The sequence below is a fragment of the Aquibacillus kalidii genome, assembly GCF_014280935.1.
GTDB classification, from domain to species: Bacteria; Bacillota; Bacilli; order Bacillales; family Amphibacillaceae; genus Aquibacillus_D; species Aquibacillus_D kalidii.
Window position 1 is genome coordinate 22,313 of sequence record NZ_JACLZI010000013.1, and the last position, 13,272, is coordinate 35,584.

Genomic DNA, 13,272 nt, shown 5'->3' on the forward strand with positions numbered 1-13,272 from the left:
CTTTGCGAGAAGCTAGTTGTGATGGAATGTCGAGAAAGGGAATTCAACATCTGCTTCAACGTTTTTGTTGAAAGCTCATTGATATCCATGAATATACCCTCCAGTAAAAAAACTATATTAAATATGGTGATACACAAACATATATTCCCTTAGAAAGAAAATAGTAAACTAGTAATAATGGATTATCTTTTGCTAATTATAGTTTCATTAGTACAAACCCAGACTGGACTTCTCACTTCATTGGTTAATTATTTGGCGAAGCGGTGGTTCCCGATTGTTACCGTCACTTGGCGAGATAAAATCCAATCGCTTTTAGCTGTTTTGGGGTTATAGAAATAGATGGACCCACTTCCTTGGCCTCTAAATGCTAATGCTTCATTAACCGCTCTAACTGATTCTGTATCTGGTGTTTGATTGATGGTACCACTTTGGACTGGAGTAAATGCATAATATCCATTAGACTTTTGATAAACAACGCCAGAAACACTATTAGGGAAGTCACTGTGATCGACACGGTTTAAGATAACAGTCGCAACTGCTACTTTACCAGCATAAGATTCGCCCTTAGCTTCAGCGTGAACTAGTTTAGCCATTAATTGTTTTTCCGAGTTTGTGATACTTTCAGGAATAGTTAATCTTTGGCCAGGATAGATATAGTTTCTTGCGCTTGGGTTTAATTTTTGTAAGGTTAATAGGGATACTCCCATATTGTTAGAAATTTTCCACATAGAGTCCCCAGATTTCACTGTATAGGTAGCGGCATCAGCACCATTTGGTAATGCTAGGACACCGATTGATATAGTAGCTGCAAGTAATAACTTTTTAAGTTTTTTCAATGTTGTCGCCTCCTAGTAAACTGTTTGTCTACTTAAAAGGCTACCGGATGTAACATAGTTATTCATTAACCAATAAATGCCTATTAAATTATTAATCTGAAATAGATTGGGGGAGAAGGGGGGAGTGATGGTGTGGAAATAATATCCTCACGCGCTATTTTTCTAGGAAATGGGTAGATTGGATATCGTTGGAGGATATATAACGAAATGTTACAGGAATGTTACTCGCTCTGATAGGTTACGTAAAAGGGAGTCATTCTATGTATGACTCCCTAGATAGTTTAATAATACGGGTATGGCGGGTAGTAAGGTGGATAGTATGGGTATCCGCCCCCGACGTACGGTAAAAGTGATAGTGCTGCTAAAGTAGCAAGTGGAAATGTGTATGGACGATAACGACGATATCTTCTTCTTCTTGGACGGCCATTATAATCATTATCATCGCCATAATCTCCATATTGACGATGATGCTCGTCTTCTTCGATTAAATCTTCTCCAACTAGTATGGTTACATTGGTAACGTCCACATCGACAATAATCCCATCAAACTTACTTCCATCCTTTTTTGTAGCCATTACATGGTGATGCATCAGATGATTACAGTGATTATAAAGGTTAGGTGTTGGAGAACCCTGATTCATATAATTCATTTTTACTCCTCCTTTCTTTTCCATACATGATATTCACCTACTATTTAGTTGTGACTGTATCGTAAGAAAGTGGGAAAATAGATTGACAAAAGGACTAGATAACTATTATATTATTAGTTATCTAGTATAATTATCTTATATCCTGATTCCGTAGCTCAGCTGGGAGAGCGCCACCTTGACAGTTATGAACTACAAATACGACCCTTTAGTTCAGTGGGAGAACGCTTGCTTGACAGGCAAGAGGTCACTGGTTCAAATCCAGTAAGGGTCATACTCTTATATCAATTGCAAAATAACCTCTTGTGAGTCCAACACGGACTTATAGGAGGTTTTTTCATGTTAATTGAAAGTATCACAAAGGAGTTCATATTGGACAAGAAGTTTGAAGGGTTGAGGGAAACGACCTTGACCAGTTACAGCGATTTTTTCAGAGGGTTCAACAAGTATTTGACTGAACAAGGTCTGGAGCAATTAGAGGACTTGAACAAACGTCATTTGAAAACTTATCTAATGTATTGTCATGAGGAACTGGGAAACAATCCAGTCACAGTCAATTCAAAGTTGAAACTGTTGAGAGTGTTCTGTCGTTGGTTATATGTTGAGAAAATGACAGACATTTTATTGACGGACGGTATTAAAGCAATGAGAGAAGACACAGCTCCAAAGATAGTCACAACAGATGACGTAAGAGCTGTTCTATCACATTTAAGACGCTCCAAGCGACGAGAGGACTCATTCACTTCAAGAAGAAACTATATTCTAATGTTGACTATGATTGGAACTGGAATGAGGTTGAGTGAAGTTACTCGTTTGGAATGGTCTGACGTGGACTTTTCAGAGTCTTTAATTCAAATTAGACAAAGCAAATCAAGAAAAAGTCAGAGCGTTCCCTTGAGTGAGTCACTAGCTCGTGAATTATTAGAATGGAGACTGTTTCTGGAGCGAAAATTCAACAAGCTCCCTCAAAGTGTATTTGTTACTGAAAAAGGAACAACACTGACTTATTCAGCTATACAGAACCTATTCAAACGATTAAAGAAACGACTCGGTCTCCAGTCAAGGTTCTGTCCACATGGATTGAGAGCATATTTCATTAAGGAACTGTTGAAGAATGGCTCCAACTTGAGACAAAGTCAATTATTGGCTCGTCACAGTAAAATACAAACAACTCAATTATATGTTGGTTATTTCGCTCATGAACTGAAGGAAGGTCTAGACGAACATAACCCATTGAACGATTTAATTTAAAAAGACAGAGGGAACTGGAGACGGTTCTCTCTTTTTCTATATTAACGAATATATTCAACGGTCTATAAATGACTATATTAGGAGAAATATATTTTAACCCATATGAACGTTGAAACAGTGCTGTTTTTCAAACTTGTATCCACAAACGAACGAGGAGTGATTGAATAAAGAGAAAAGCCCACGTTTTAAAAGGGAAATTGACTCTCTTTGTCTAATATTACCAGTATAAATCAAAACGTTCTGGGGGGATTTTTATGTTCAAGAGTTTGAAAAAGATATTCAATAATGACCCAGCAAAACCAAAAACATTGAGTCCAGTGGACAGAAACCTCAAAGGCAAGGAATTTGAAAAAGAGGGGAAAGTTGAGGAAGCAATGTCTTTATACTGGGAGAACGTCAATGAGGGGTTTGACGGTAATTTTCCATATGATAGACTAGCTGTTATTTATCGTAAACAAAAAGACTATGACAAGGAAATTGAAGTTTTAGAGAAAGCTGTTCATGTATTTAAAACAAAAGTACACAAAGAACGAGCTGACAGAACTCCAAAACTAGAAAAGTTTGAGGAAAGGTTGGAGAAAGTAAGAGAGTTAAAACAAAAAGCAATAAGTTAGGGGGGTATCTTTTATGTTACATAAACGAACAATTCACACATTTTATGACCTACTCTCTACACATAGCACTCTTAATAAAATAGAGAACCTCTTTGAGTGTGAGAGTATATTTCAAAATGAATTTTACGAGTCCTCTTTGACTGGAGATAGACGTTCTTTAGCAGATAATTATGTTTCTTCTTTGGACTTGACAAATGCTAGTGAGTTACGAAAAATACTGAACGTGATTGAAATGTTTTTACTTGAAAATGAGGACAACGAGTTTATTCAAGAGGATAGTAGGTGGAAACAGCTTTTTAAGTTGTTGGAACGTGACGGTTTTACTTTTGCTAATGGAAAACTTCTATCAGTTAATACAATATATATTCCAAAGGAAATTGAAGAAATAACAAGTGAATTCAATATAGAACATGTAAAGAAAGACTGGGAAAGGGCATTAGACCAAGCAAAAGCAGACCCAGAGGACGCTATAACAGCAACTAGAGCAATGCTTGAAAGTACATTGAAATGGATACTAGACGACATTGGAGAGGAATACGACAAGAAAGAAAATTTAAGTCAGTTATATCGTAGAGTTGCTAAACAATTAAACCTTTCACCAGACCAACATGGAGAGGAAATCTTTAAACAAATACTTGGGTCAATCAATGGAGTTGTTACTGGACTAGGTTCTTTGAGAAATGAATATGGGGACTCGCATGGAAAAGGAAAAGTTTATTATAAACCAAGCCAACGACATGCAAAGTTTGCTATCAATTTGAGTGGTACAGTTTGTATGTATCTTTTAGAAACCTATTTTGCGAACGAAAAATCAATTTCTGTATAGGAAAGCAGTCAAGAGGGAGTTTGTTAAATTGAATAGACTAATAACAAAAACAAAATTATCAGAGTCAGTTGGTTGGTCTGAAAGTGGGGGTAGACGTTGGATTAAAGCGTTTAAGGAATATATACCCTATGAAACAAAGGGAACTTCAATCTTTTATAATGATAAGTCAGTTAATGTTTTAAAGATTATAAAAGAATTGAGTGAAAATGGTCTAACCCAAAAAGACGTGTTGAGAATTTTTCGTGAAAAAGGAGTACCAAGTAGAGGAGAAATACAAGAAATCAGTAAAAAATATAATATTACTCTTAACGACGACATTCCTTTACCCCGTGACATACTTTTACCATTCCTCCAGATAGTATGTGAAGGAAAACCTTTTAGCTCTAGTTATATTACAGAGGAGCTAATGAAACATTTTAACCTAACTGAAGAGCAAAGAAGCCGAACTTATGATAATGGTAGAGATTTAATCTTTACTTCTAGAATGAGACATGCAAGGTACAGTCTGAAAAATTCAAATTATATAGAAGAAGTAAGTAATGCTACATATCAGATTACACAAGAGGGATTAGAACTTCTTAATGACAATCAATCTGAAATACAAGAAGAAATAGAGGAAATGGAAGAAGTCATAGACCCTTTTGAAGTGATTGAAGAAAAATTCGAAGAAATAACAAAGGAGTTAGCACAGTCTCTAATCCAAAAAATCAAAAAGACACATTGGAGAAAACTTGAATATATAATTGTAGAACTATTAATGGCTATGGGATATGGGGATGGTAAAATAACTGGAAAAACAAATGACGGTGGAATAGACGGAGTTATCAAAGAAGATAAGTTAGGACTAGACAACATTTATTTACAAGCTAAAAGATGGGACAACACTGTCGGACGTGAACAAGTTCAGAGCTTTTCGGGTGCATTGGACGACTTGGGAGCTAAGAAAGGTGTATTTATTACAACTTCTAAGTTTACAAGAAACGCTACTGAATACGCTGAAAGGTTACAAAGTAAAAAGATAGTTCTTATTGACGGAGAGACTCTAGCAAAACTCATGATTAGATACAATATTGGTGTTGCAGAAAAAGAGACGTTTGTTATTAAGAAAATTGACTTTACATATTTTGACGAAGAATAAGCTCCCAACTTTTATAGTGAAAAGTCAAGGAGCTGTTCGTCCATACTGTCTTGAGTCACTCCAATATAACGGAGAGTAACTTGTGGAGTTGAATGATTCAACAAGTGTTGAAGTGAAACGACGTCTTTTGTCTTTTTATAGAAATGATAGCCAAATGGGGAGTGTAAAATAAACTGGTAAGTAAGAGTCGTACGCTCTCTTAACTTACACAGTTTATTTTACACTCCCTTGGAGAACCCTTGTTGTTAGAATTAAGCATAATCCCCAATACTTAATTCTTTACGCATTTGAATTTTTATTTGCTCTATTTGAGTAGTGACTTTTTGGTTGTTTTTCTCATGATTCTCTCGTCTCTCTTTTTCTATGTCTGTATCTGGATAACGAATAATAGCCATTTCGTCTAAAAACATTTTGTGTAAAACCTTTAATGTATCTGAAATAATTTCAGCAATATTATCGTTTAAGTAGAGTTCACTTTCTAAAAAGAAAGTGTGAGCTTTTATTCTATCTTTATTTGCTTCAATAAGTCTTTTACTGTCAAATAATCTACTTGCTTCTTTAGAACCCTCAAGCGAGTTACCTCTCCACTTCCTAATTACTTTGTTAATATCTTCATTATCAAAGCCTTCGTCTAGTAGAATTTTTTTTACGTCTTCAAAATCTGGTTGTGGTGCTTGAGGAATTGGATATTGTCTATATGAAGAAGTTGCATATAACATTTTATTAACAGCTTCATTTAAGTGTTTATATAAATCAGCGTAAACACCATGTCTTTTCTGTGTATAAAGAGAGAAATCTTCCATTTTCCTTTGATAATTAAATTCGACTTCTTTAAGCTCTTTGGTTAATTCTTGTTTGTGGTTCTCAATATTCTTATCAAAGTGATTTTTGGTTAAGTTTTTAATATAATTTTTTAGTGCATAGTTACATAAAGTAATCAATGCAGCTCCTACTATTGAACCTCCAGTTATCCAAGCAAACAAATTCATTTATACTCATATCCCTTTCATTAAATTATCAAAGACTATAATCCTATTTGACTTATTTGGTAAAGTAATGCTTGTGCAACAAAATTACCAGCTACTCCTTCAAGTATATTTCTTATAGTATTTATGGACTCCTTTAAAACAATATGCTTAGGCTTCTTTGCTTTAATTTGTTTGGTTATCTTTTTAACTTCTTTTTCGATTACTTTTTGAGAGTTTGCTTCAAGTTCGGTAATTTGATTAATATTATTGTTAAGGTTAGAAATAAAACTTTCCACCTTTTCCAAGTCCATTTCATTTATTTGAGTTTGTGTTGAGTGTTGTGTGTGCTGTTGAATTTGTACTCCAGAAGTATTCCCATAGAAGTTGTTTACTGTGTAGTTTTGTCTATTTGCTTCTTGTTTTTCCTTATCAGAAAATGTTATTCCTTCACCTAATATACCGTCTTCTTCAAGCTTTATTGTCCAATCCAAAATAATGTCTTTCACTGTGTCAATAACTCTTTGAGCTTGGTTCTTTCCAAACAAAAGACGGAACTCTTGAATACCACCGTCACCAAGACTAGAAATTAAATTTTGCTGGTGTTGTGTTAGTTGATAAACTAAATTATTACTTTCAGCAATTACTAACTGTTCTAACTCCGAAATTGACTCAAATAGTTTTACATTAGTAATAATGTCCATTAGCTCGGGGTCTTCAGATACAACTGGACACCAACCTCTGAACTGATTAAACCACTGAAGTGTACCATGAATTTCTCTATATTCTGGAGCTTTATCTGTATGGTTCCTATAACCACTTAATTCAAGATTTACCCATTTCTCAAAGTCTGGAATTTTTAGCTTTCTAGCAATTACTAACGACTTCCTTAATAATTCTCGCACATTACTCTCTGAACTCATTGCTTCTCTCTGAAGTTCTAATACAATTGACTCCACAAACTTACCCTCCTTGTAATTGCAGATATAATTAGAATAATTATTTCGTTATATATTGATTTAGTTTTTCAGCTAATGCTTGTAATATTTGAGGGTTATTACTAATTGAGTCCACTAAACTTTGTTGTTGATTTTTTGTTTGTTGAGTTTGTTTATCGGTAGTGTTTTGCAGTTCAACTCCAAAGTATTTGTCAACAAGACTTTGTTTAACTTTTTTCTGTTCTGGTTCTTCCATATCCTTTAAGTAAGGGTCAAGTGAAGCCAATTCTAATTCGATTTTTCTGTTTCTTCGTTCTTCATTTCTATGATTAGTTGCTTGTTTTGCACAATAAGTAAAAAGCGTAACTCCTACACCAGTCAGAACTACTCTACTAATTAAAGCAGTCCAAGTCATTTCTCCTTCGTGCAAAATAATATATTGATAACCAAACCAAAGAACTCCAAGTAATGAAAGAATTGATATTACATTCCAAGTAAGAGACTTTCTTCCTTCACTATTGGCAATTTTTTGATAACCTTGTGCTAGTCCTTTCATGCTCATTAAACCAAGAATTTTTTCAGCTTCTTTATTCATTTTTTCCATTTTTTCAAATTGCTTGAGATATTCTTTCTCTTGATTTGCCATTTGTTCGTCATATTCTATTTCATTTTTATTTATCTGGTTGTTATGTTCTTCTCGTTGTTTTTTTATTAGTTCACTAACAGATTTACTGTTATCGGATATATATTTATTTATTTCACTTTTAGTGTCTTCTATTAACTGCTCAGTTTTTTCATTTCTTTCAGCTTGTCCATTTAGAAATTTTTCTTGAAAATCAGAGATAATTGAGTCCAAGCGAGTTTTCTGACCCTCAATAGAACTTGTTAGTTCATTTAACTTGTTTTGGTTTTGGTCTAAAGCTGAAAAGGCTTCATTTGCTTCTCTTTCCACATTAGCCAAATGTTGACCAATAGACTTTCTAAAGGCTATTACAGCATTTCTAACACCTTCAATATCTTCTGGTGTTCTCGTTACCATTACTTGTGAGAAAAATGGTATTAATTTCTCAAGGTGAGTAGTAGCATTGTTCAAGTGTTGAACATTCTTGTTACTATTGTAGCTATTTAATTCATTAAGAATGTTTGTAACATGACTGTTCATGTTTTGAAGTGTAGTTGTTGAGATTAGCAACGGGTCTGCTCTATCAAGAGCTTCTTTTAAGATATTAAATGTTTCACTTAACCGTTCAGACTTGGAAACTTGTTCTGATGGAACACTATTAAAAGTTTCCGAAAGCTGAATGATTCTTTCTATCTTTGTATATGTATCATGATTTGTTATTCTTTCTTCTAGTAATAATGTCATAACTAACTTCTCTCCTTCCACAGTTCCCTATAATAGCAATTATAACAAAATTAGACACGATTGTAGTCTATTCTCTTGGGATAATGGTGAAAGTTAGCCTTGACAATCTCAAAAATTAACTATTATACTATGTACCATATTGAACACAACCCAGTGTTCAACAAATCAAAATACCGTGTTGAGTCCACAGAGGACTTATTCATTGATATAACAGTATTCCGTAGCTCAGCTGGGAGAGCGCCACCTTGACAGGGTGGAGGTCGTTGGTTCGAACCCAATCGGAATAATTTCTTAACCCCCTTGATACCACTGGTTTCGAGGGGGTTTTAATTTGTAGGGGAATGACTAGAAACCTAGATATGGGGAAGTATTGGGGGGACGAAACTTATTTTTTGCTGTTTTTTAACGGAAATGCTCGCTGCTTCTTGATCTGCAATTTCTAATGCATGACCTAATGCTCAGAAATTATTTTCCATGAACACCCTGATTAATTAAACGGGTAGCAGAAGTATGTCTCAAATCATGCAGCAAGAATATATATCTATTTCCAACTCGCTTTGTAAATCGTCTTCACCAAGTAGTGGGCGTTGTTGGATGAAAATGCGATCCATCTTAATTCAAAAAATAAATTCATGTTCTTTTTCTTTCCATAATGATCCTGAGAGAGTTGTTAACTGGTTCTAATTAAATGGCTCCCCTCACTATTACGTGAGGGGAGCCATTTAATTAGAACGTTTTTTTGAATAAATAAAATAGAAAATATTTGTAGCTGATATAACTATAGCGATTAAGAACATAAAATAGTAAACTTCATTAACTAAATAGATTTCTTTATAACTTATTAAAGTTTCAGATACTCCATACGTAAACATCCCCCAAATAAACCCACCTACTAGAACAACTAAGGTACTTATTATTGATATAGACAGAGGATAATAAACAAAAAAAACCATTTTCCCTTTCCTTGCTATTCTTTCAAATCTGGAAAACTCAGTTGGCATAGATCTGTCCTCCTATCAATAAGATATGACCTATTTGTATATCCGACAATAGAATCTTGTAAAAAGTGATCAAAATTAAAGACATATCCAACAGGTCCTTCACCAGTAGCTTTTCTTGTTGTCTCTTTTCAACGAGAACTCTTATATATTTAGTACCTTTATTTTTAGTGTAGTTCCATCCTTTTACAATTCCTAACCAAGTTTCCCATCTTATTTGATAATGAACACTTGTATCCATATTTTTAGTAAATATACCATTAAGTAAAGCTGAGCCAGCAGTTGCGATTCAACCTTATTATTATGATCGTCTTAAAACACATAAGTGTTGTCTATAGAACTGTTATAAATTGTTGATGCAGATGTAACTGAAAAATTAGAAAGGGCTAATGTTAAGCATAATGTAACTATGAATACTGGTTTAAAGACTTTCACGTATTCTTCTCATCTCGGATTGAGTTGTAAAACTATTACTAAATTTATAAAAGAACAACACGATGAAAACGTTTTCGGGAGTATTATAGTTTAATATACATGAGAGAGTCAACAAAGAAATGGCAATAATACTGAAATAGATTAAGATGAACGTATCATTAAGATCCATGAAAATTGACTTTAATATAGGTTTTTTGTACATTATTTTCCGAATCCAAGCACTATCACAGAATTTCAACGTGTTCAGTCATTATAAATGGATGCCCATGCCCTCTTAGTAAATAATCAGGTTTACCAGTGATTATAATTAAAAATACTTGGCTGGTGTGATATTAGGACATCATCTAGACCAAGTTTCATGATATTTTTAATAATTCTCTTTGTAGAGTATTTTTGATTACGTTGAACTTATTATTTGGTCTGCTAGGTTGACTGAACAAGCAAAACTTCATAATTAAAACAAACACTCGCCAAAGAGGGCGAGTGTTTGTCATTGTTACATCGACTATAAAATTTGAGCATTATTTTTTTCACTGGATGCTTCTCTATAAAATATTAAACATCTTTATTTTGCTTTAACGTCTCTTCCAACTCTTTCAAGTGCTGTAGGACGTTGGTGTTGCTGTCTAATACATTATCCAAGGTTGCTGTAACTTGCTCAATTGATGCACTGGATTCCTGACTGAAGGCAGCCAGTTCTTCCGTTGATCCACTAATTGTTTTGATCGAATTATTAACAGATTGCATAATCTCTGTGCTGGAAGTAGATAATTCGTTTAGCTGGTGGATAGCAGAGTTGATTTGTTGGAACGATCCACTAGTTTCTTCTGTTAACTGGTAGCTTTCTGCCATACGCTCAGCCACCTGTAGCATTTTCTTGCGTGTCTGGTCTGATTGCTGTGAGAACTGGTGTAGCTGCTCAGAAATTTTCTCTGCAGAGTCTGTCGACATTTCAGCAAGCTTCCGAATTTCATTGGCTACAACGGCGAAGCCTTTACCATGCTCTCCTGCTCTAGCTGCTTCGATGCTAGCGTTCAGTGATAATAGGTTTGTCTGGTCAGCAATTTCTTTTATTGTATTACTGAACTGATTTGTTTCGTTTAGGTTTTCTATAAGCTGACTAATCTCCTGAGACATGCTATCAATTTCAGTTTTAAAATCTTCAATGGTTTGTGTTAATGATGTTACTTGTTTGTGTCCTGTCTGTGATAAATCAGTTGTTCTACTAGACTCTTCTGATAGAGTCTTCATCATCCCGGACATTTGTTCAAGCTCATCACTCATTACAGTTACGGACTCATTAATGCTTTGTGTTGATTCACTTTGTGAGCTGGATCCTGAAGCAATCTCCTGGAAGGCGATGCTCATTTCGTTAAAGGATGTATTGCTTTGCTCACTGCTATGTGCGATGAATTCTGCTTTTTTAGATACTGTTTCGACTAGATCTACTAATTCTTGTTTCTGTAATGCTTGTTCAGCAGACATTTTTTCAGCTGCTGCACGTGATTCATCAATTTCTTTCATCATAAAGTTAGATATACGAATAAGTGCGAATGTTACGATGGCAATTAATATAAAGTAAATAAAGTAAGTAGCCTGGTCAGTTTCACTTAAACCTAGTTTTTCTCCTTGCGCAACACTTATATAGATGACTACCAACAATCCGTAAATACCTGTTGCGATCGATAGCTTTGTATCCATGTAGATTAGTGCAAGAATAATAATATAAATAATCGTGATAAAGTTCATTTGTGATGGGGTGGTTACGATAGATAGAGTTGTCGATAATATAGTTCCGACTATCGCAATGTATTTAATATGAAAGATTGCCTTGCGCTTCACGTGTAGAAAGAAGTAGGAACCCCAAACAGCAAGATAGTACACCAATATAGGTACCGTATCCATCGTAAAATTAAAAGCTATTATTCCAACGATTAAAAAAGTGACAGCAGATTGTGCAATATTAACTGCACCATTACGTCTGACCATGTCTTTCTCACGAACAGTCAGTTTTTGATCTTTCTCTTTCCGATTAAACATAATAAAAATTCCTCCTTATACGACAAAATATTACAAGTAACTCCATAATAATACAAAAACAGTCAATAGTATCTAGGTATATATACCTATATTATTTAGTTTGGAATGAAAGGCTTCAAAATTAAACATACTTGCAGACGACAAAAAAGCAAGCTTATTTAAATTAATTGGTTAAAGTTGGAATTATAATCATTAAACTTTAATAAATTAACCTTGAAAGAATATTAACTGTTTTTCAGAAGTTAATGGTTAAAGAAAAAATTGGAGGATGCAAATGTTTTTATTGCCTATCATACTGTCGTCGTTTTGTACGAGCTTAGGTGCTTTGCCAGTCTTATTGATTAAGAATATTTCGCATAAGGGAAAGGATGTATTGTTAGCCTATACTGCTGGTATTATGGTTGCAGCAGCAGCGTATGGTCTGATTCCATCCGCTATCAAACTATCTAATTTGCCTATTATGGTAATTGGAGTATTAATTGGTACTTTGGTTTTGACTTTGTTAGAAGGTATAGTTCCTCACGTTGATCTAGATCACTCTGGTGATTCAACGGATCGTTCAGGGGTAATCGTTTTATTTTTAATTGCGATGTCTTTACATAACTTACCAGAAGGCCTGTCTGTAGGGATTAGTAATGTCAATAACGGTGGAGATATAGGATCGCTTGTTTCCTTTGCCATTGGTTTACAAAATGTTCCAGATGGATTCTTAGTTGCACTATTTTTAGTAACTCAAAATGTCGGGCGACTAAAAGCGATTCTTATTGCTACCTTAACGGGAATGATAGAGATGTGTGCCGGATTAGTTGGTGTGTTCTTTGGAGGAGCCTTTGAATATATTGTACCTTATGGCCTAGCTTTTGCAGCAGGATCGATGCTCTTTGTCGTGTATAAGGAATTAATCCCAGAAAGTCATGGGGATGGAAATGAGAGAGCATCTACATTGGCCTTCATAATGGGTTTTGTAGCTATGGTGCTTTTGACAGAGTGGTTTCGATAAAATCAAGTAAGTGAAATTTGAAAAAGGCAGCATATAGATCCTATCGGGCATTGTTATATATGTTTCTAATCTCTATTCGTTTATCGATAAATGATGTGGGATTTTCTTGTATTAAGTGTGTTCACAAAACTGTAATAATCCAAGATGGTAGAATCAATTACCTGAGAGTCAGTAGCAGTTGGAGTATGCATAGTCTAAGTGTTTTAAAAGAATGGATG

The 13,272-nt window shown here is 34.6% G+C and carries 12 protein-coding genes, 2 tRNA genes and 1 pseudogene; 7 read left to right on the forward strand and 8 right to left on the reverse strand.

The features are described 5' to 3' along the window. Positions 1 to 248: 248 nt before the first annotated feature. Positions 249 to 836, reverse strand: a complete 588-nt coding sequence (locus tag H7K77_RS01960) for a cell wall hydrolase (RefSeq protein ID WP_186576036.1) — start codon at positions 834 to 836, stop codon at positions 249 to 251. Positions 837 to 1,117: 281 nt separating this feature from the next. Next, positions 1,118 to 1,486: a hypothetical protein gene (locus H7K77_RS01965; protein ID WP_186576037.1), complete on the reverse strand. Its 369-nt coding sequence runs from the start codon at positions 1,484 to 1,486 to the stop codon at positions 1,118 to 1,120. A 199-nt stretch (positions 1,487 to 1,685) separates the two neighbouring features. On the opposite strand from H7K77_RS01965, the gene H7K77_RS01970 reads away from it, so the two are divergent. The 5 genes from H7K77_RS01970 to H7K77_RS01990 all read left to right on the forward strand — a co-directional run bounded on the left by H7K77_RS01970 (position 1,686) and on the right by H7K77_RS01990 (position 5,312). Then, positions 1,686 to 1,757: transfer RNA gene (locus H7K77_RS01970), tRNA-Val, on the forward strand. A gap of 65 nt (positions 1,758 to 1,822) precedes the next feature. After that, complete coding sequence (locus tag H7K77_RS01975; RefSeq protein ID WP_186576038.1) at positions 1,823 to 2,734, forward strand: tyrosine-type recombinase/integrase; 912 nt, start codon at positions 1,823 to 1,825, stop codon at positions 2,732 to 2,734. 254 nt (positions 2,735 to 2,988) lie between these two features. Beyond that, positions 2,989 to 3,348, forward strand: coding sequence for a tetratricopeptide repeat protein (locus H7K77_RS01980; protein ID WP_222599164.1), 360 nt, complete (start codon positions 2,989 to 2,991; stop codon positions 3,346 to 3,348). A 13-nt stretch (positions 3,349 to 3,361) separates the two neighbouring features. Next, positions 3,362 to 4,174 carry an abortive infection family protein gene (locus H7K77_RS21155; protein ID WP_186576039.1) on the forward strand — a complete coding sequence of 271 codons (813 nt, stop codon included), beginning with the start codon at positions 3,362 to 3,364 and terminating at the stop codon, positions 4,172 to 4,174. Between the two features lie 28 nt (positions 4,175 to 4,202). After that, positions 4,203 to 5,312, forward strand: a complete 1,110-nt coding sequence (locus tag H7K77_RS01990) for a restriction endonuclease (RefSeq protein WP_186576040.1) — start codon at positions 4,203 to 4,205, stop codon at positions 5,310 to 5,312. A gap of 251 nt (positions 5,313 to 5,563) precedes the next feature. Here the strand turns inward: H7K77_RS01990 and H7K77_RS01995 are convergent, their stop codons facing one another. The 3 genes from H7K77_RS01995 to H7K77_RS02005 are packed head-to-tail and all read right to left on the reverse strand — an operon-like array spanning position 5,564 to position 8,581. Further along, positions 5,564 to 6,301, reverse strand: a complete 738-nt coding sequence (locus tag H7K77_RS01995) for a hypothetical protein (protein ID WP_186576041.1) — start codon at positions 6,299 to 6,301, stop codon at positions 5,564 to 5,566. A gap of 35 nt (positions 6,302 to 6,336) precedes the next feature. Continuing rightward, positions 6,337 to 7,236 (reverse strand): AbiTii domain-containing protein, encoded by a 900-nt coding sequence (locus H7K77_RS02000; protein WP_186576042.1) that lies wholly within the window; start codon positions 7,234 to 7,236, stop codon positions 6,337 to 6,339. Positions 7,237 to 7,276: 40 nt separating this feature from the next. Next, the gene (locus tag H7K77_RS02005; RefSeq protein ID WP_186576043.1) at positions 7,277 to 8,581 is read right to left on the reverse strand and encodes a hypothetical protein; all 1,305 of its coding nucleotides are present in this window, start codon (positions 8,579 to 8,581) and stop codon (positions 7,277 to 7,279) included. Between the two features lie 214 nt (positions 8,582 to 8,795). On the opposite strand from H7K77_RS02005, the gene H7K77_RS02010 reads away from it, so the two are divergent. Further along, positions 8,796 to 8,868, forward strand: a tRNA-Val gene (locus H7K77_RS02010). A 181-nt stretch (positions 8,869 to 9,049) separates the two neighbouring features. Here H7K77_RS02010 and H7K77_RS21870 read toward each other — a convergent pair. The 3 genes and pseudogenes from H7K77_RS21870 to H7K77_RS02020 form a co-directional block, all read right to left on the reverse strand. After that, positions 9,050 to 9,193, reverse strand: a pseudogene (locus H7K77_RS21870) (site-specific integrase); the annotation flags it as partial. Positions 9,194 to 9,303: 110 nt separating this feature from the next. Continuing rightward, the gene (locus H7K77_RS02015; protein WP_186576044.1) at positions 9,304 to 9,582 is read right to left on the reverse strand and encodes a hypothetical protein; all 279 of its coding nucleotides are present in this window, start codon (positions 9,580 to 9,582) and stop codon (positions 9,304 to 9,306) included. A gap of 987 nt (positions 9,583 to 10,569) precedes the next feature. Next, positions 10,570 to 12,054: a methyl-accepting chemotaxis protein gene (locus tag H7K77_RS02020; protein WP_186576045.1), complete on the reverse strand. Its 1,485-nt coding sequence runs from the start codon at positions 12,052 to 12,054 to the stop codon at positions 10,570 to 10,572. Between the two features lie 268 nt (positions 12,055 to 12,322). On the opposite strand from H7K77_RS02020, the gene H7K77_RS02025 reads away from it, so the two are divergent. Beyond that, on the forward strand, positions 12,323 to 13,054 hold the full coding sequence (locus H7K77_RS02025; protein ID WP_186576046.1) for a ZIP family metal transporter: 732 nt from the start codon (positions 12,323 to 12,325) through the stop codon (positions 13,052 to 13,054). Positions 13,055 to 13,272 lie beyond the last annotated feature (218 nt).

Excerpts from the sequence above, each read along its gene's own strand:
- H7K77_RS01965 (WP_186576037.1), bottom strand. The coding sequence starts at position 1,486 with ATGAATTATATGAATCAGGGTTCTCCAACACCTAACCTTTATAATCAC.
- H7K77_RS01995 (WP_186576041.1), bottom strand. The coding sequence starts at position 6,301 with ATGAATTTGTTTGCTTGGATAACTGGAGGTTCAATAGTAGGAGCTGCA.
- H7K77_RS21155 (WP_186576039.1), top strand. The coding sequence starts at position 3,362 with ATGTTACATAAACGAACAATTCACACATTTTATGACCTACTCTCTACA.
- H7K77_RS01975 (WP_186576038.1), top strand. The coding sequence starts at position 1,823 with ATGTTAATTGAAAGTATCACAAAGGAGTTCATATTGGACAAGAAGTTT.
- H7K77_RS01980 (WP_222599164.1), top strand. The coding sequence starts at position 2,989 with ATGTTCAAGAGTTTGAAAAAGATATTCAATAATGACCCAGCAAAACCA.
- H7K77_RS02005 (WP_186576043.1), bottom strand. The coding sequence starts at position 8,581 with ATGACATTATTACTAGAAGAAAGAATAACAAATCATGATACATATACA.
- H7K77_RS02015 (WP_186576044.1), bottom strand. The coding sequence starts at position 9,582 with ATGCCAACTGAGTTTTCCAGATTTGAAAGAATAGCAAGGAAAGGGAAA.
- H7K77_RS02020 (WP_186576045.1), bottom strand. The coding sequence starts at position 12,054 with ATGTTTAATCGGAAAGAGAAAGATCAAAAACTGACTGTTCGTGAGAAA.
- H7K77_RS02025 (WP_186576046.1), top strand. The coding sequence starts at position 12,323 with ATGCAAATGTTTTTATTGCCTATCATACTGTCGTCGTTTTGTACGAGC.